At 56.7% G+C, this 16964-nt stretch carries 18 protein-coding genes; 14 read left to right on the top strand and 4 right to left on the bottom strand.

Features of this window, described 5'->3' with window-relative positions; translation table 11 throughout:
- Window positions 1–35 precede the first annotated feature (35 nt).
- Entirely contained in the window at window positions 36–1988 is a 1953-nt protein-coding gene (locus AC13DE_RS09165) for a 4Fe-4S binding protein (RefSeq protein ID WP_483047632.1), read from the bottom strand.
- A gap of 355 nt (window positions 1989–2343) precedes the next feature.
- Here AC13DE_RS09165 and AC13DE_RS09160 point away from each other — a divergent pair, with 355 nt between their 5' ends.
- From AC13DE_RS09160 to AC13DE_RS09105, 12 genes are all read left to right on the top strand, one after another.
- The gene (locus AC13DE_RS09160) at window positions 2344–2880 is read left to right on the top strand and encodes a DUF3305 domain-containing protein (RefSeq protein ID WP_446295220.1); all 537 of its coding nucleotides are present in this window, start codon (window positions 2344–2346) and stop codon (window positions 2878–2880) included.
- Window positions 2877–3497 carry a DUF3306 domain-containing protein gene (locus AC13DE_RS09155; protein WP_483047631.1) on the top strand — a complete coding sequence of 207 codons (621 nt, stop codon included), beginning with the start codon at window positions 2877–2879 and terminating at the stop codon, window positions 3495–3497. Before AC13DE_RS09160 ends, AC13DE_RS09155 begins: the two co-directional genes overlap by 4 nt.
- Window positions 3494–4102, top strand: coding sequence for a TorD/DmsD family molecular chaperone (locus AC13DE_RS09150; protein WP_446295195.1), 609 nt, complete (start codon window positions 3494–3496; stop codon window positions 4100–4102). The genes AC13DE_RS09155 and AC13DE_RS09150 overlap by 4 nt, the downstream gene beginning before the upstream one ends.
- Before the next feature lie 56 nt (window positions 4103–4158).
- Entirely contained in the window at window positions 4159–4347 is a 189-nt protein-coding gene (locus AC13DE_RS09145; protein ID WP_446295194.1) for a twin-arginine translocation signal domain-containing protein, read from the top strand.
- 97 nt (window positions 4348–4444) lie between these two features.
- Entirely contained in the window at window positions 4445–7426 is a 2982-nt protein-coding gene (locus AC13DE_RS09140) for a formate dehydrogenase subunit alpha (protein ID WP_446314247.1), read from the top strand.
- Between the two features lie 13 nt (window positions 7427–7439).
- Window positions 7440–8033, top strand: a complete 594-nt coding sequence (fdh3B, locus tag AC13DE_RS09135; RefSeq protein ID WP_446295192.1) for a formate dehydrogenase FDH3 subunit beta — start codon at window positions 7440–7442, stop codon at window positions 8031–8033.
- Window positions 8034–8117: 84 nt separating this feature from the next.
- Entirely contained in the window at window positions 8118–9320 is a 1203-nt protein-coding gene (locus AC13DE_RS09130; protein ID WP_446314248.1) for a formate dehydrogenase subunit gamma, read from the top strand.
- A 60-nt stretch (window positions 9321–9380) separates the two neighbouring features.
- The gene (locus AC13DE_RS09125) at window positions 9381–9509 is read left to right on the top strand and encodes a hypothetical protein (RefSeq protein ID WP_446295190.1); all 129 of its coding nucleotides are present in this window, start codon (window positions 9381–9383) and stop codon (window positions 9507–9509) included.
- Between the two features lie 40 nt (window positions 9510–9549).
- The gene (locus AC13DE_RS09120) at window positions 9550–10254 is read left to right on the top strand and encodes an ABC transporter permease (RefSeq protein ID WP_446314249.1); all 705 of its coding nucleotides are present in this window, start codon (window positions 9550–9552) and stop codon (window positions 10252–10254) included.
- Window positions 10248–10964 carry an ABC transporter ATP-binding protein gene (locus AC13DE_RS09115; RefSeq protein ID WP_483047630.1) on the top strand — a complete coding sequence of 239 codons (717 nt, stop codon included), beginning with the start codon at window positions 10248–10250 and terminating at the stop codon, window positions 10962–10964. Before AC13DE_RS09120 ends, AC13DE_RS09115 begins: the two co-directional genes overlap by 7 nt.
- Entirely contained in the window at window positions 10961–11761 is an 801-nt protein-coding gene (locus AC13DE_RS09110; protein ID WP_483047629.1) for an ABC transporter substrate-binding protein, read from the top strand. The genes AC13DE_RS09115 and AC13DE_RS09110 overlap by 4 nt, the downstream gene beginning before the upstream one ends.
- A gap of 43 nt (window positions 11762–11804) precedes the next feature.
- Window positions 11805–12521 carry a glycosyltransferase family 25 protein gene (locus tag AC13DE_RS09105; RefSeq protein WP_483047628.1) on the top strand — a complete coding sequence of 239 codons (717 nt, stop codon included), beginning with the start codon at window positions 11805–11807 and terminating at the stop codon, window positions 12519–12521.
- A gap of 7 nt (window positions 12522–12528) precedes the next feature.
- On the opposite strand, the gene AC13DE_RS09100 is transcribed toward AC13DE_RS09105, so the two are convergent.
- Entirely contained in the window at window positions 12529–13182 is a 654-nt protein-coding gene (locus tag AC13DE_RS09100) for a peroxiredoxin (protein ID WP_446297854.1), read from the bottom strand.
- A gap of 161 nt (window positions 13183–13343) precedes the next feature.
- Here AC13DE_RS09100 and AC13DE_RS09095 point away from each other — a divergent pair, with 161 nt between their 5' ends.
- Window positions 13344–14783, top strand: a complete 1440-nt coding sequence (locus AC13DE_RS09095) for an aldehyde dehydrogenase family protein (protein ID WP_446297853.1) — start codon at window positions 13344–13346, stop codon at window positions 14781–14783.
- Window positions 14784–14875: 92 nt separating this feature from the next.
- Here AC13DE_RS09095 and AC13DE_RS09090 read toward each other — a convergent pair whose 3' ends face one another.
- On the bottom strand, window positions 14876–15523 hold the full coding sequence (locus AC13DE_RS09090) for a pseudouridine synthase (protein WP_483047627.1): 648 nt from the start codon (window positions 15521–15523) through the stop codon (window positions 14876–14878).
- A 58-nt stretch (window positions 15524–15581) separates the two neighbouring features.
- On the opposite strand from AC13DE_RS09090, the gene AC13DE_RS09085 reads away from it, so the two are divergent.
- Window positions 15582–15992, top strand: coding sequence for a nuclear transport factor 2 family protein (locus tag AC13DE_RS09085; RefSeq protein WP_446314255.1), 411 nt, complete (start codon window positions 15582–15584; stop codon window positions 15990–15992).
- 31 nt (window positions 15993–16023) lie between these two features.
- On the opposite strand, the gene rarD is transcribed toward AC13DE_RS09085, so the two are convergent.
- Window positions 16024–16956: an EamA family transporter RarD gene (gene rarD, locus AC13DE_RS09080; protein ID WP_446314256.1), complete on the bottom strand. Its 933-nt coding sequence runs from the start codon at window positions 16954–16956 to the stop codon at window positions 16024–16026.
- Window positions 16957–16964 lie beyond the last annotated feature (8 nt).

The raw sequence follows: 16964 nt of genomic DNA, 5'->3' as shown, positions 1-16964 counted from the left end.
TCTCCTGATTTTTGATACTGGCTTTGCGGAAGTGCCTAGTGGTCTCTTCGCTTGCTGAAATAGTCGTCAGACGTGCGTACTCTTGGCCGTTCCTTGCCGGCCAACGGATTATTTTGCGCGTGATACTGGGCATTGACCCGACAGTTATCGCACATCTGAATCATCTTCGCCGCTTCGGACGACGCAAACATGGCGTGTTTGCCTGCCAGTTTTTCGGTGATCTTTTCCACGGTTGATTTTACCCCGAACAAGGACCCGCATTCGATACATGCAAAGGGTTCCTCTTCGTGCACCACGACTTGGGTAAAGGCTTCGTCTGATAGATTAAGCTGTGGTTTCAGTGTGATAGCGTTTTCCGGGCAAATGTTGGCACACAAGCCGCATTGCAAACAGGCATCTTCCTGAAAGCGCAACTGGGGAAGATCGGGGTTATCGCCAAGCGCGCCTGACGGGCACAGCGAAACGCACGAAAGGCACAAGGTGCACGCGTCGGTATCCACCAGCACGGCTCCATAGGGTGCCCCGGCAGGAAGGTCGATCATCCTGACGTCCGGCTGCAGCGTTCTTCCGGCCAGCCGCGCAACCTGCCGACGCGATCCCATAGGCAACAATGTCTCGTGTTCCGGTTGCAAGGCATCTGTATCCAGCGCTGTTTCCAATGCGTCAGGGTCTGTCTCTTGAAGCAGTCGGATCGTATTGCTGCCGCTGATGGCGCGCACGATATCGGCCTGAACCTCGATCACATCGCGTTCGGTCCTGGGGGACAATAAAATATCGACATGGCCAAAACCACAGCCCAGTGCCGCCAGCATTTCCGCATGTCCGAAACCGGCCAAAGCGTTCACCGCAAACGGGATGACGTCTACGGGCAATCCTGCGCCGTACCGAGCGAAAAGCTGCACCATCTCCAGCCCGTGTTCTTCGTCATGGACCAGCAAACGGGGTGTTTTGCCACCCGCCTTGCGATATGTAGAAGCCAATGTAGAAAGCCGCCGGAACAGCGTATCAACCGGCGGGGCATCATAGGTAATGGCCCCGGAAGGGCACACCGCCGAACAGCTCCCGCAGCCCGCACAGATAAGCGGGTCGATCGCCACATGGTTGCCCGCAGACGTGATGGCCCCTGTCGGGCACAGATCCAGACAGTTTGAACAAGCAGGTTGTTCGGCCCGCGAATGCGCACATAGATTTTCAGTCAGACGCACATATAGCGGTTTCTCGAATGTGCCGATCATCTGCATGGCTTGGCGTACGACATCGGCCACAGCGTTGGCGCTGCCGGGATCGGCGCGCAGATACCCGTCGCGTTTGTGAGGTGCGGGAAACAGGGACATGTTTCCGCTTAGGTCCAGGATGATGTCACATTGCGACACTGCGCCGTTACGTGGTGGCGTAAACTCCGGCGCACCACGTCCGCCAGGGATTAGCATCTCGAGCTGATCGAACGTTACTGAAAAGTTGCCCAACGACCCCGAAGCTTTGCGAAGCCTGCCGCGTACCACGTCATACCGGGGATCGGCAGTGCCCTCTGCTCCTTGGTCCAGCAGAACGGTTATCGCGAGTGTATCTGCCAATTGCGCGGCCACTTCGGTGGCGAGCTCCGATGGAGCAAGCAACAGGCATGTACCCTCAGACGCCACATCGAGCACACGTGGAGCCGGGGCCGGTAGATGTGCCTCCGCGACCAACGCAGCCATTTTCGGCGCAGCGTCCCCTTGGCCTGAATGCCAGCCTGCACGGTCACGAATGTCGACAAACTCGGGCAGCTCGGCCTCGATTTCCACCGAAAGATCTTCGAACCGGCGGCGTTCCTGCTGACAAGCGACCGTGACGTTACCCGCCTTGATGGCTTCCGCCGCGATGCCGATCTGATCTGTACAAAGACAGCTATGTACCTTCGAGCACGCAAGACCGGTTGTCTTGGATAACGCGTCCACGTCGATTTTCTGACTGCCCAGGCAATCGCAAAGCAAGAGTGATTTCTTCATGGCTCCCTCGTGACAACTTGGAGATTTGTCGGCTGTGCTGTCATCATTCGCCGGCCAAGCTAGTGATGTTCTGCGCCCGCCGCAAACCCCAAATTAAGCATCGTTTCCGGAGAATCAATATTCGCAGTTGCAGCGAAATTTATCCAATAAAAACAGTCAGGAATGCGATTACCCCTGATAAACATTGACGAATGCGGCCTTACGTCACTGCTGCGGTGCAACATGTGATAATAAGAACACTCACTAAGCAGATTTTACTTTGATAACGGTGCGGAATACGTCAGTATACCGCCACGCAGGCATACATCATTTTTCAGGGTTCCAGTTGAACGCAATTCTCAAAACAGCACAATCCATGCCGGTCGGTGTGGTGCTTCGCAAATCGCCCGGGGTAACCAAGTGGGCGAAATTTGTGTGGCGTGCGGTCTGCGTTTTGCCCGGTGCAGCGCCGGCTGACTGGAAACTGTTGCGCACCGAAGGCGACGTTTCGGAATTTCATGCCGCGACGGTGCCCTTGACGCTCTATCGCTCGGATACCGAAGCATACGCGCATAGTCTTGCCGCTAATGTTCCCTGTCTCTATGTGATTTGCCGCGAAACTCAGGAAACCGAAAGACCGCTCGATATCGTCACGGTCACCGCGTCGCCTTATGAGGCGCAGGATTACAGCGACAACGGTGAGGATATCGTCGAAAAGGTCATGATTCCGCCTCAGGTCCTTGCCTGGATCTCGGCTTACCTGGACGAACATCACGAAGAAGAAGCCTTTATCAAACGCCGTCGCGACAAATACCGCGAACATGAACAAGACGGAATTGGTGACGCGCGCATTTCGCAGACAACCGACGTATATCGGGCACCACGCAAGATAAGAACGGGTTCTGCGCGATGACCCGCCGAGCATCATTCTGGGAACGCCGTCGTGCCGGCGTTAAGGCCGAGGAAGCATCGGCCCAGCAGGCCGCTGAAGAACAGGCGTTGGCTGAGCAGCAGGTTTTGAATGCCGAAAAATCCGACGAGGAACTGTTGGCCGAGTTCGACCTGCCCGATCCAGACACGATGAAAGCCGGTGACGACTTCACCGCCTTCATGGCGAAAGCGATCCCGGATCATTTACGGCGTCGCGCGCTCCGCAAGCTTTGGGTCTCAGACCCGGTACTGGCCTGCCTTGACGACTTGGTCGATTACGCTGACGATTACACCCAGGTGTCCGCGGTCACCGATTTCACCACCAGCTATCAGGTCGGAAAAGGCCTGCGCGAACATATCAAGGATGTGGCGGTGAAATCGGCGAATGCATCGACGCCGGATGCGCCGATAGACATGCCCGAAGAAATGGCGACCTTGGCACAGCCTGCCCCGTGCTCGGTTGCATCGTCGGTTGAGGAAAGCGAACTCGCTTGCGAACCTGATGATGAAATCGAGACAGAAGCACTTGATGCCGCATTGGATGATGTGCAATTGCCACCGCGCCGAATGGCTTTCCATTTCGAGGATCAGAGCTCATGAATGTTACTGCCGAAGCCGCCAAGGTCGCGCCCGAAGATCGTCTGCGTGCCGATCTGTATAACTATCTAGGCGTCATGTTGGCGCGGCCCGCCGATGCGGCGATGTTGAACCAGACCGCGTCATTGACTGGTGACACAAGCGCATTGGGCGAAGCGATAAATGGTCTGGCACGTGTCGCAAAAGCCGTGTCGCCCAAGCAGGTCCAGACCGAATTCGACGCGTTGTTCATAGGCTTGGGCCGGGGTGAACTGCTGCCTTACGCCAGTTATTACCTGACCGGGTTTCTGAACGAAAAACCGTTGGCCTCACTGCGTACAGACATGTCGGCGCAACGCATATCCCGCGCGCCGAACGTGTTCGAGCCCGAAGATAATATCGCGTCGCTCATGGAGATGATGGGCGGTATGATCGTAGGTCGCTTTGGCGATGCTGCCTCTGACGCTACGCAGCGCGGTTTTTTCAACAAGCACATCGCGCCTTGGGCCGGTCACTTTTTCACTGATCTGCAAAGCGCCAAGAATTCTGTCCTCTACGCCGGTGTCGGTGCGGTTGGCAGTGCCTTTATGGACATCGAACGCGAAGCTTTTCGTATGACGGCGGGCTGAACCCGCGCCATTCAACGTGGGTCACACCCGCATAACCAAGGAAAGGGATTAAACCCATGACCCAGGAAACCACCGGCACCAATCGCCGAAATTTTCTAAAACTGGCAGGCACAGCAGCCCCCGCAGCGGCAGTGGCCGTTGCGACCGTGGGTACTTCGGCAGAGGCGCAGACCGTCGATTTGCAGTCGGAGACCATGCAGGACACTGCTCACACACGTGCGTATTTTGAAAGTGCGCGTTTTTAATTAGGCGAACAACTCTGCGGGTCAACAAGCGCAGTGGAAAAAATAGCCCCGACCTGAACCAACCGTTCATGACACGCGGGCTTCAAGGGAGAGTATTATGCTTCGGAAAAAGACGAATGGGGTTGCACGGCGGCCCCAAAGAACTGGGATTGTGTCCGATATCGCCGAAAGATCGGTTGACCGTCGTTCATTCCTGCGGGGTTCCGGTCTTGCGATCGGCGGGTTGGCAGCAATAGCCGCAACCGCAGGCTCCGTCACCCAAGCCTCGGCAGCGGCAGCAGTGGATGGCGCGGTCGAAACGATCAAATCGGTGTGCACCCATTGTTCGGTTGGCTGTACGGTCATCGCAGAGGTTTCCAATGGCGTCTGGACAGGACAGGAACCCGGTTGGGACAGCCCGTTCAACCTTGGGTCGCACTGCGCCAAAGGTGCTTCGGTGCGCGAACATGCCCACGGCGAACGCCGTTTGAAATACCCCATGAAAAAAGAGGGTGGTCAGTGGATTCGCATCAGCTGGGAACAGGCGATCAACGAAATCGGCGACAAGATGAACGTGATCCGCGAAGAAAGCGGCCCGGATTCTGTCTACTGGCTCGGTTCCGCCAAGCATAGTAACGAACAGGCGTATCTATTCCGCAAATTCGCCGCATATTGGGGGACCAACAACGTAGACCACCAAGCGCGTATTTGCCACTCGACCACTGTTGCAGGTGTTGCGAACACGTGGGGCTACGGTGCCATGACCAACAGCTATAACGATATCCACAACAGCCAGGCGATCTTTGTAATCGGTGGCAACCCTGCCGAAGCGCACCCGGTATCCCTGTTGCACTTGCTGAAAGCGAAAGAAGAGAACAACGCGCCGTTGATCGTGTGTGATCCTCGCTTTACCCGCACAGCCGCACATGCGGACGAATATGTCCGCTTCCGTCCCGGTTCGGATGTGGCGCTGGTCTGGGGTATCCTTTGGCACATCTTCGAAAACGGGTGGGAAGACAAGGAGTTCATCCGCACCCGCGTTTGGGGCATGGACCAGATCCGTGACGAAGTCGCGAAATGGACACCCGAAGAAGTCGAACGCGTCACTGGCGCACCCGCTTCGCAGCTTGAGCGCGTTGCACGCACGTTGGCAAACAACCGTCCCGGCACCGTGATCTGGTGCATGGGCGGTACGCAGCACAGCAACGGCAATAACAACACCCGCGCCTATTGCATCTTGCAGTTGGCCTTGGGAAACATGGGTACCGCAGGCGGCGGCACCAATATTTTCCGCGGTCACGACAACGTTCAGGGTGCAACCGATCTTGGCGTTCTGGCGGACACGCTGCCGGGTTACTATGGTCTGAGCGCAGGCGCTTGGGCGCATTGGGCGCGTGTCTGGGAAGAAGACCTGGAATGGCTCAAGGGGCGTTTTTCGGACGCGTCTTTCGGCGATACCAAGATGATGAACCTGACCGGCATTCCTGTCAGCCGCTGGATTGACGGTGTGCTTGAAGACAAGGAAAACCTCGACCAGCCGGACAACACCCGGGCGATGGTTCTGTGGGGCCATGCGCCCAACTCGCAGACCCGTCAAAAAGAAATGGTCACCGCGATGGAGAAGCTCGACCTGATGGTCGTGGTTGACCCCTACCCGACCGTTTCCGCTGTCATGCAAGACCGCCAAGACGGCCTGTACCTGCTTCCGGCTGCAACGCAGTTCGAGACACGCGGTTCTGTAACTGCGTCGAACCGTTCGCTGCAATGGCGCGACCAGGTTGTCGAGCCGCTGTTTGAATGCAAGCCCGATCACACCATCATCAAGTTGTTCGCGGACAAGTTCGGATTCAGCGATCGTATGTTCAAGAACATTGCGATCGAAGGGGACGAACCCGTCGTGGAAGACATCACCCGCGAATTCAACCGCGGCATGTGGACCATCGGGTATACAGGTCAAAGCCCAGAACGCATGAAAATGCACATGGCGAACCAGCACACCTTTGACCGCACAACCTTGCGTGCCATGGGCGGACCAGCCGACGGTGATTTCTATGGCTTGCCGTGGCCAGCTTGGGGCACACCCGAGATGAATCACCCTGGCACCGCGAACCTTTACGACATGTCTATGCCTGTCGCCAAAGGTGGCCTGACCTTCCGGGCGCGCTTTGGCGTCGAACGTGATGGTGAAAACCTTCTGGCCGAAGGCGTTTACAGCCAAGGGTCAGAGATCAAGGACGGCTATCCCGAATTCACAATGGCCATGCTCAGAGAACTCGGATGGGACAGTGATCTGACCGAGGACGAAATGAACGTCATCAACTACGTCGCTGGTTTCCCCGAGGGTCGCCCCCAGGCTGATGAAAAGCCTGCGGAAGAGGTCGGAGAAACATCTCAAACCGGCGAAACACCGTCTGACTATTCGGCAAAGACCGGCGGCGTGAACTGGAAGACCGACCTTTCCGGCGGCATTCAGCGTGTCGCGATCAAGCATGGCTGCGCACCCTTTGGCAACGCCAAGGCCCGTGCCGTTGTCTGGACCTTCCCCGATCCGGTTCCGCTGCACCGCGAACCGCTTTATACCAATCGGCGCGATCTGGTCGCAGACTATCCAACCTATGACGACAAGAAGTTCTGGCGCGTACCGACAATGTACAAGTCCATTCAGGAAAATGATTTTTCCAAGGATTACCCGATAATCCTCACGTCGGGTCGTTTGGTTGAATACGAAGGCGGCGGTGACGAAACACGGTCCAACCCCTGGTTGGCCGAGCTTCAGCAGGACATGTTTATCGAAATCAACACCCGTGATGCCAACAATCTTGGCGTCCGTGATGGCGCGCAAGTCTGGGTCGAAGGCCCGGAAGGCGGCAAGGTGAAAGTGATGGCGATGGTAACTGACCGAGTTGAAAGCGGCGTCGCGTTTATGCCGTTCCACTTCGGTGGTCACATGGAAGGCGTCGACCTGAGGGAAAGATACCCTGACGGAGCCGACCCTTATGTGCTTGGTGAATCCACCAACACTGCACAGACATACGGATATGATTCAGTAACTCAGATGCAAGAGACCAAAGCGACCCTCTGCAAAATCTGGACAGCGTAAGGAGACCGACAAGATGGCAAGAGCAAAGTTTCTCTGCGACGCCGAACGCTGCATCGAATGCAATGCGTGCGTCACGGCCTGTAAGAACGAACACGAAGTACCGTGGGGCATCAACCGCCGCAAGGTCGTCACCATTCAGGACGGCAAGCCCGGCGAACGGTCCATATCAGTTGCATGCATGCACTGTTCCGACGCGCCGTGCATGGCCGTTTGTCCGGTAGACTGCTTCTATCAAACTGATGATGGCATCGTTTTGCACTCCAAAGACTTGTGCATCGGATGTGGTTACTGCTTCTACGCCTGCCCATTCGGCGCACCTCAGTACCCTCAGGCTGGTAACTTTGGATCACGCGGCAAGATGGACAAATGTACCTTCTGTGCCGGTGGCCCCGAGGAAAACAACTCCGAAGCCGAGTTTCAGAAGTACGGGCGCAACCGGATCGCCGAAGGCAAGCTGCCAATCTGCGCCGAGATGTGTTCAACCAAGGCCCTGCTTGCTGGTGACGGAGATGTCGTATCAAGCATCTACCGCGAGCGCGTGGTTGCACGTGGCTTTGGCTCAGGTGCATGGGGCTGGGGTACAGCATACGAGCGCAAAGGCGGCTAACGCCCCTTTCGCACAATAATGCGTTCCTTGGCCCGCTGGCACATGCTGGCGGGCCAATTTATCTTTATTATATCGGAGGTCCCGATGACATTGTTGCGCATACTGTTGCCCCTCGTCTTCCTCGTCTCGTTTGCTGGTCTGTCGGCCGCGCAGGATACCACCGTCAATGGGGTGGGCGTTCAACCCGGCAAACAGACCCTTGCGGATATCCTTGCCCGTCAACGCGGTGAAGATGTTCCCTTTGGTGCCCAAGTGCCGCGCCCCGCAGAGCACGAAGCCCCGCCTGTTTCCAGCCAGCTCGGGCCATTGGGCGGTGCCTCTGACGCTGATCTGTGGCGCGACATCAGAGCCGATTCAGGAACCTCGCTGTCTGCCAGCAACCGCGGTCCGGCTGCTACCGTAATGATGCAGGAAAGCGGCATTTGGTGGCTCGATTTCAGACGGGGCCCGCTTTTGACATACGGAAACGCCGCCCTTGCGGCCACCGTTGTCCTGCTGGCGATTTTCTACCTGATCCGAGGCCGCATCAAAATTGAACATGGGCGCTCGGGGATCACTATTGCACGCTTCAAGTTCATCGAACGCTTTGGTCACTGGTTGATCGCCAGTTCGTTTATCCTGCTCGCGTTGACAGGGTTGATTTCTCTGGCGGGCCGAAAGGTGCTTATCCCGGTTTTCGGACTCGAGGCGTATTCGGCCTATGCAACCATAGGTAAATGGATTCACAATAACGTTGCATGGGCGTTTATACTCGGTTTGGTAATGGTTTTCGTCATGTGGATCGCGCACAACCTGCCCGACCGCACCGACATCAACTGGATCCTCAAGGGCGGCGGCATCTTCGGCAAGGGTCACCCGCCGGCCAAAAAGTTCAACACCGGCCAAAAACTGATCTTTTGGGCTGTGATTATTCTTGGCGGATCAATTTCGGTATCCGGCCTATCGCTGCTGTTTCCGTTCGAAATAACCATGTTCGGTCCCACCTTTGCCAAGCTCAACGATATGGGCGTGCCACAACTTCTGGGATTTGGCCCGATCGAGGCTTCACTGACGCCTCAGGAGGAAATGCAATACGCGCAACTGTGGCACGCGATCATCAGCTTTGTATTGATGGCGGTAATTCTCGCGCATATTTATATCGGCACGTTGGGCATGGAAGGTGCATTCGAAGCGATGGGTTCAGGTGATGTAGATCTGCAATGGGCCCGCGAGCACCACAGCATCTGGGCCGAAGAGATGGTTGCCGAAAAAAACAAACCCGCCTCTGGCGCACACCCGGCTGAATGATATGACGTATCATCAGCCGTTCCGTAACCTGCGTTCAGGCGCACAACAGCGAGGTTCCAAATGAAGGCTTTCCTAGTGGCCAACGTGGCCCTGATCATCATTGCGTTCGGGGTAAACCTCGCGCTTGACAATGCCGGGTTTTCGTCTGCCAACATGACTTCCGACAGCAACGTACGGCTGGGCGACTGAAGACAGTAAATAATGAGTATCCAAACCTGCGACCTGCCCGATGAATGACATCTGGGCAGGGCTCACTTCTGCATTCTGGCTCATCGCGACCGGCGATGCCGACCTGATCGAGATCACAATGCGATCCCTTCAGGTCAGCCTGTCAGCTTTATTCATCGCGTCGTTCATTGCCCTGCCCCTGGGGACCTGGCTGGCCATCCGCCGGTTCCGGTTCCGCCGGACTGCGATCGCTGTGCTCAATGCCATGATGGGCCTTCCCCCGGTGGTTGTCGGCCTGATCGTCTATCTGCTGTTATCACGCGCAGGACCGTTCGGCGTTTTCGGTCTGTTGTTCACCCCCACTGCAATGATCATTGCACAGGTGGTCATTATCACACCATTGATCGCGTCCATCACCCACCAGGCCATGCGCGACCTCTGGGCGGAATATCACGATCTGCTTATATCGCTGAACACGACGCCGATGCGCCGTATCCTGACATTGATCACCGATGGGCGGCGCGCACTGCTCACCGCTGCATTGGCGGGCTTTGGCCGCGCCATAGGCGAGGTCGGCGCGATTATGATCGTGGGTGGCAATATTGACCATGCCACGCGGGTGCTTACCACTGCTATCGCGCTTGAAACCGGCAAGGGAGACTTTGCCTTGGCCCTGGGGTTGGGATTTGTCCTGATCGGTCTGGCGCTTTCTGTGAACCTGATCATTCATGCCCTTTCCCGCACGGAAAGGAGAGGTAGATGGTGACCACCGTACTGCCTGTGGAAATGCGCGGGGTCAGCATTTCGAAGGGGCGGAAAAGCCTTTTGGGGCCAATTGACCTGACCCTGGGTGCGTCTGGCTTCACCATCCTGTTAGGACCGAACGGTGCGGGCAAAACGACGTTGCTCAAGGCTTTGCACGGGCTGGAGAGACTGGATACCGGTACCGTCACCTGGTCGGCTTCCGACACCGTGGCCCGCACCAAGCAGGCCTACGTGTTCCAAAGCCCGGTGATGTTACGCCGATCAGTCCGCGCCAACCTCGCCTATCCGCTGAGTATTCTGTCCTACCCTAAAGATCGAATGGATCACGCGATCGAGACTTGGGCCGAACGCATTGGTCTGACCGACGCGCTTCACCGGCCGGCGACCCGCCTGTCGGGAGGGGAAAAGCAAAAGCTGGCACTGGCCCGCGCTTTGATACGCGACCCTGAAATCCTGTTTCTGGATGAGCCGTGTTCAAATCTTGACGGTCGTTCGGTGAAAGATATCGAAGCACTGCTGCAAGCCGCCCACCGTAACGGTACCCGTATTGTGATGGCGACCCATGATCTAGGACAGGCGCGTCGTCTTGCAACTGAAATACTCTTTCTGTTTAAAGGTCGTATTCACGAGGAAGGACCGGCACCCCAGACGTTTGATGCCCCTCTGACCTCGGAATTCAAATCCTTCCTGAACGGAGACATTTTGGTATGAAATCCCTGCTAACAGCTCTTGCCATTGCGATAGGTGCCACTGCGGTACAGGCCGACACAATGAAAATGGCGGTCACAACTTCATTCAACAATTCGGGCCTGTCCGAGGTGTTATTACCGGCGATCAAGCAGGACCTGGACCTAGATGTTCAGCTGTTGATCGTCGGTACCGGCCAAGCCTTGCGCTTGGGGGAAGCCGGGGATGTCGATGCTATTCTGGTGCACTCCAAGAAAGCCGAAGAAGCGTTCGTGGCCAAGGGGTATGGCACCCATCGCCGTGAAATCATGTACAATGATTTTGTGCTGATCGGGCCTAGCAGCGATCCCGCCGCCATCGCAGGTGCAAAGACCGCCAAGCAGGCGTTTGAGATGATCGCGACCGCCAAGGCACCGTTTGTCAGCCGTGGGGACGACAGCGGAACGCATAAAAAGGAACTGGCGCTTTGGGCGACCGCCGATCTGGACCCGAAGGCGTTCGGAGACTGGTACAAGGCCGTTGGTGCAGGGATGGGAGCAAGCCTGAATACCGCCGCAGGGCTTGATGCGTACATCATGTCCGATCGTGCAAGCTGGCTGAATTTTGCCAACAAGGCTGATTTGGCTCTGCTGTTTGCTGGCGATAAGGTGCTGTTCAACCAGTATGCCTATATCCCGGTTAACCCCGAAAACTTTACGCATATCAACAAGGAAGCAGCGGCCAAGCTTGAAACCTGGCTGGTAAGCGACCGGGCAAAAGAGCTGATTGACAGCTATACGATCAATGGCGAAAAGCTGTTCACCTTCAACGCCGAACAGTGATCAAGCAGGTTTGAAAGCCTGACAGGACAGGATATCAGACGTTATGAACTCTTTGATCATCCATATGTCCTCCAGCACCGCGCGCCGTCCCAACGTCGCGCGGTTGCTGCAAGACCTGCCAGATGCGCAGGTCGTCGAAGCAGTCAACGGTCGCGACCCCACGCAAGTTGCGGGTATCAAGACCCATGCGGGAAACCTGCATAGCCCGGCCTATCCCTTTCCCCTGACCCCCGCGGAAATTGGCGTTTTTCAAAGCCACCGCAAATGCTGGCGCATGATCGTCGATCAGGGTTGGGATTATGCGATGATCGCCGAAGATGATCTTGCTGTGTCATCACCCGAGATGACCCGCGCCAGGGCAATGATCGCCGATCACATGACGCCAGACATGTATCTGCGGCTGCCCCCCAAACGCCGCGAAAAACCGGCGAAGGTTATTGCCACAGATGGCGAGATGGCGCTTATTCTGCCGCGCGTGATCGGGTTGCAATGCTGCTGTCAGGTGGTGGGGCGCGAGGCTGCAAAACGGCTGTTGCAGGGGTCCGAGCAGATAGATCGACCTGTTGATACGTGGTTGCAGATGCATTGGGTCACCGGACAAAAGCTGCATGCCCTGCTGCCGAACGGACTGAGCGAGATCGCGCATCAAATCGGCGGTTCGACCATCCAACAAAAAACCCGCACCAGCGGCAAACTGATGCGGGAATTGAACCGTGGGTGGTACCGCGCGCAAGTCGCTATGCGACCGCAGCGCGCCTGACACCGCCCTAGTTCGGGGCTTTGGTCGTCCTCAGGTACGGCAGAATCTTGTTGAAATCGCCAAACTTGGCCTTGGCGTCATCGTCAGACAGCGTCGCGGGGATAATCACGTCGTCCCCCACGTTCCAGTTGGCCGGTGTCGCGACACCCTTGCCTGACGACATCTGCAAGCCGTCGAGGGCACGCAGCACTTCGGCAAAGTTGCGACCGACGGTCATCGGATACGTCATCGATAGCTTTAGCTTTTTGTCCGGGCCGATGATGAATACGGCACGTACGGTCGCGCTGTCATTCGGCGTGCGCCCATCCGGCAAGTAAGCTTCGGCTGGAAGCATATCAAACGCCTTGGCGACTTTCAGGTCATCATCTGCGATGATCGGAAAACCCGCCTTTGCCCCGCCGAACGTTTCAATGTCGCCTTTCCACTTTTTGTGCTCTTCGACACCGTCCACCGAAATGCCCATCACTTTGGTGCCGCGTTTTTCCCATTCATCCGCCAACTGAGCGACGGCACCGAATTCGGTCGTGCACACAGGGGTAAAGTCCTTGGGGTGGGAAAAAAGAATTGCCCAGCCATCGCCAACCCAATCATGCAGTTTGAGTGATCCCTGATCGGTTTCGACGGTCATGTCCGGAATCGTATCGTTTATGCGCAAAGACATTTTATTCTCCAAATTGAGGTTCCAGTTTGTCGCTCCCTACTTATGTAGGTGTAAGCGCATTCCGTTTCACCCCCTCACTTGCGGGTAAGATGGTGTGGTGCCATGGTATGCGCAACGTGGATGGGAAATTCCCCGCCACTGCATGACAAAAGGAGTTTTCCATGCTCGAGAAGCGCGAATTCTATATCAATGGCGAATGGGTTTCACCCGCTGCGCCGAAAGATCATCATGTCATTGATCCGTCGACCGAAGAACCTTGCGCGGTAATTTCTTTGGGCGATCAGGCTGATACCGATGCCGCAGTTGCCGCAGCAAAGGCAGCGCTGCCCGGCTGGATGGCCACTCCTCCTGAACAGCGCATCGCACTACTGGAAAAGCTGCTTGAGGTCTATCAGGCACGTGCAGAAGACCTGGCCAAAGCGATGAGTACCGAAATGGGTGCCCCGATGGATTTGGCCCGGACTTCACAGGTTGGTGCAGGGACCTGGCATCTGAGCAATTTCATCAAGGCTGCGAAAGAATTTAAGTTTGAACAGCCCTTGGGCGACCATGCCCCCAACGACCGTATCATCCGCGAGGCTGTGGGTGTGGCTGGCCTTATCACGCCGTGGAACTGGCCAATGAACCAGATCACCCTCAAGGTCGGTGCGGCAGTGGTAGCAGGGTGCACGATGGTGTTGAAGCCATCCGAGGAAAGCCCGCTCGATGCCATGATCTTTGCCGAGCTGATGGACGAGGCCGGCTTTCCCAAAGGTGTCTTTAACCTGGTAAACGGTGACGGGGTCGGCGTTGGTAGCCAACTGTCCTCTCATAAAGACGTTGATATGATCAGTTTTACCGGCTCCACCCGCGCGGGGACCCTGATTTCGAAGGCGGCGGCGGACACCCTGAAGAAAGTTCACCTTGAATTGGGTGGCAAGGGCGCGAACATCATCTTCAGCGATGCAGACGATAAGGCGGTCAAACGCGGCGTGCTGCATATGATGCAAAACACCGGGCAGTCGTGTAACGCCCCCAGCCGCATGTTGGTGCAGTCAGACATATATGACAAAACCGTAGAAGAAGCGGGTGCCGTAGCGTCCAAGGTGACTGTTGGCCCGGCATCCGAAGAAGGGCGGCACATCGGCCCCGTGGTGAACCAAACCCAATTCGACAAAATCCAGGACCTGATCCAAAAGGGCATCGACGAAGGTGCGCGTCTGGTCACCGGCGGCACGGGTCGCCCCGACGGGCTGAACCGGGGGTTCTTTGTAAAACCAACGGTTTTTGCTGATGTGACGCCTGATATGACCATTGCCCGCGAGGAAATCTTTGGCCCGGTGCTGTCGATCATGAAGTTCGACACCGAAGAACAGGCCGTACAAATCGCCAACGATACAGTGTACGGACTGACCAACTATGTCCAAAGCCAGGACGGCGAGCGTCGCAATAGGCTGGCGCGCCAGCTGCGATCCGGCATGGTTGAAATGAACGGTCAGGGCCGCGCGGCGGGATCACCCTTTGGGGGGATGAAGCAATCGGGCAATGGCCGCGAAGGCGGGCTATACGGCATCGAGGATTTCACCGAGATCAAAGCGGTCTCTGGTTGGGCCGCCGAATAACAGCATCAGACATTATCGAAGCGCAACACCGGAGTGTTGCGAAACAATGGGCCATCCCTGGCGGGGTGGTCTTTTCCACCCAGCCCGCAGGCTTAGAACGGGGCTTTCGACCGGATCTTGGTGGAATGGCCGCCCTGAGGGTGGTTGAACCGCAGCTCTTCTGAATGGAGCATCATTCTGGGGTAATCGAGCGCAGGCCCCGAAGCATAAAACGGGTCGCCTAAAATTGGGTGTCCCAGACTTAGCATATGCACCCGCAACTGGTGACTGCGCCCCGTTCTGGGGCTAAGTCGGACGCGCGCCGTTTCGCCTTCATCTTTCAGCAAGCGCCAGTCGGTCTGCGCGGCTTTTCCGGTTTCGTGACACACCATCTGAAGCGGCCGGTTGGGCCAGTCCACGATCAGCGGCAAGTCGATCGTTCCCGAACTCTGCTCTGGCACGCCCCAGACGCGTGCAACATAGGTCTTGCGCGTCATCCGCTTTTCGAACTGCAACCCCAGATGCCGCTGTGCATAAGGTGTCAGCGCGAAAATCATCACGCCCGAGGTGTCGCGGTCCAGCCGGTGCACCAATAGTGCATCGGGACACACGGTCTGCACGCGTGTAATCAGACAATCCGCCAGATGTGGACCCTTGCCCGGTACCGAAAGCAAACCAGCCGGTTTATCAACCAGCAAAACTTCGGCATCTTCATGCAAGATGACCAACGGATCCTGCGGCGGGCAATATTCTGTTTCCATAGCTGTGACTCTCAGATGTAGGATGGGTTTTCAAGCCAGTTGATGCAAAGGATTGATGATGCACCCCACTATTACCAAGATGATCGACGTCGTAGCCAAGGGTGAAGCCGACCAGATCGCTCCGCTATTGGCTGAGGATGTGCGCTTTATGCCCCCGACCTATTACAAGACCTGGACGGGGCGTGAACCCGTGGCAGCAGTACTGGGCCACGTCGGCCAGGTTTTCAGCAACTTCAGATACCGTAGGATCATGGGGTCTGGCAACGACTGGGCTCTGGAATTCGAGTGCAAAGTCAACGATTTGGACGCGGTTGGCGTTGATCTGATAACCTTGGATGACGATGGCCTTATCTCGCAGTTTGAAGTGGCCATGCGCCCGCACAAATCCATAGGTGCGCTACGCGATGCGATGAATGAGCGGGTGATGAACGACCCTGGTTTTCTCGCATTCAAGGGTGCGTTGTCTTGATGCGATGCGGGGACCCGGACCAGGCTTGTCATTATTGCGCCGGCGATCGACGCCGCATTTGCCTGAACAGCGAAATCGAATAGATCACCAACGCGCCCCAAATTAGCGGAAATGCTATCATCCGTGAGCGCCCGAAAGGTTCACCAAAGACCAGTACCGCGTTCAGGAAGATCATCGTGGGGGCAATATATTGCAATATTCCGATAGTCGACAACCGCAGGCGTTTTGCCCCGTTGGCATAAAAGATCAAGGGCACCGCCGTTACCACTCCGCAGCCCACCAACATCCATGTGTCAAACGGCACGCCGACACCAAAGTGGTTCTGCCCGGACACAACCAGATAGCCCAGATACGCCAAGGCCGGGGCGAGCAGGATCAACACCTCAAGCAGAAACCCCTGATTTGGCCCAATCGGCAAGCGCTTCTTGGCGAGCGCGTAAAGACCAAACGTGAAGGTCAGGCTCAAGGCCACCCAGGGAAGCCGACCGGATTCGATCGTCAGAATTCCTACCGCGACCGCTGCAAGAGCGACTGCCGCTACCTGCAAACGCTCCATGCGTTCGCCAAGCAGCAGCGCCCCGAGAAGAATGCTGAACAACGGATTTATATAATAGCCGAGAGCTGCATCCAGCGCGTGGCCCGAATTGACCGCCCAGATGTAAATTCCCCAATTCACCGAGATCAACGACGCTGTGACGCACCCCATAAGCAAGGTGCGCGGCGAACGGAATGCCTCGCGCAGGGTCGCGGTGCGCCCGAGCATGAGCAGAACCATCGCACCGACGGGGACCGACCAAATGATCCGGTGCACGACGATTTCCGCCGCCGGAATATGGTCAATCGCCTTCATGTACAGCGGTAGAAAACCCCAAAGGCCGTAGGCCCCTATAGCAAACGCAAGACCTTCCGGCGTGTCCTCATTCGGGGTTGTCTGACCTGCGGACAACGTATCTGGGTTGCGCATGGGCTTAC

The organism is Sulfitobacter sp. L-8, from assembly GCF_056859255.1.
Note: the sequence above shows the minus strand (reverse complement) of the source record. Positions and strands in the feature narration are given on the sequence as shown.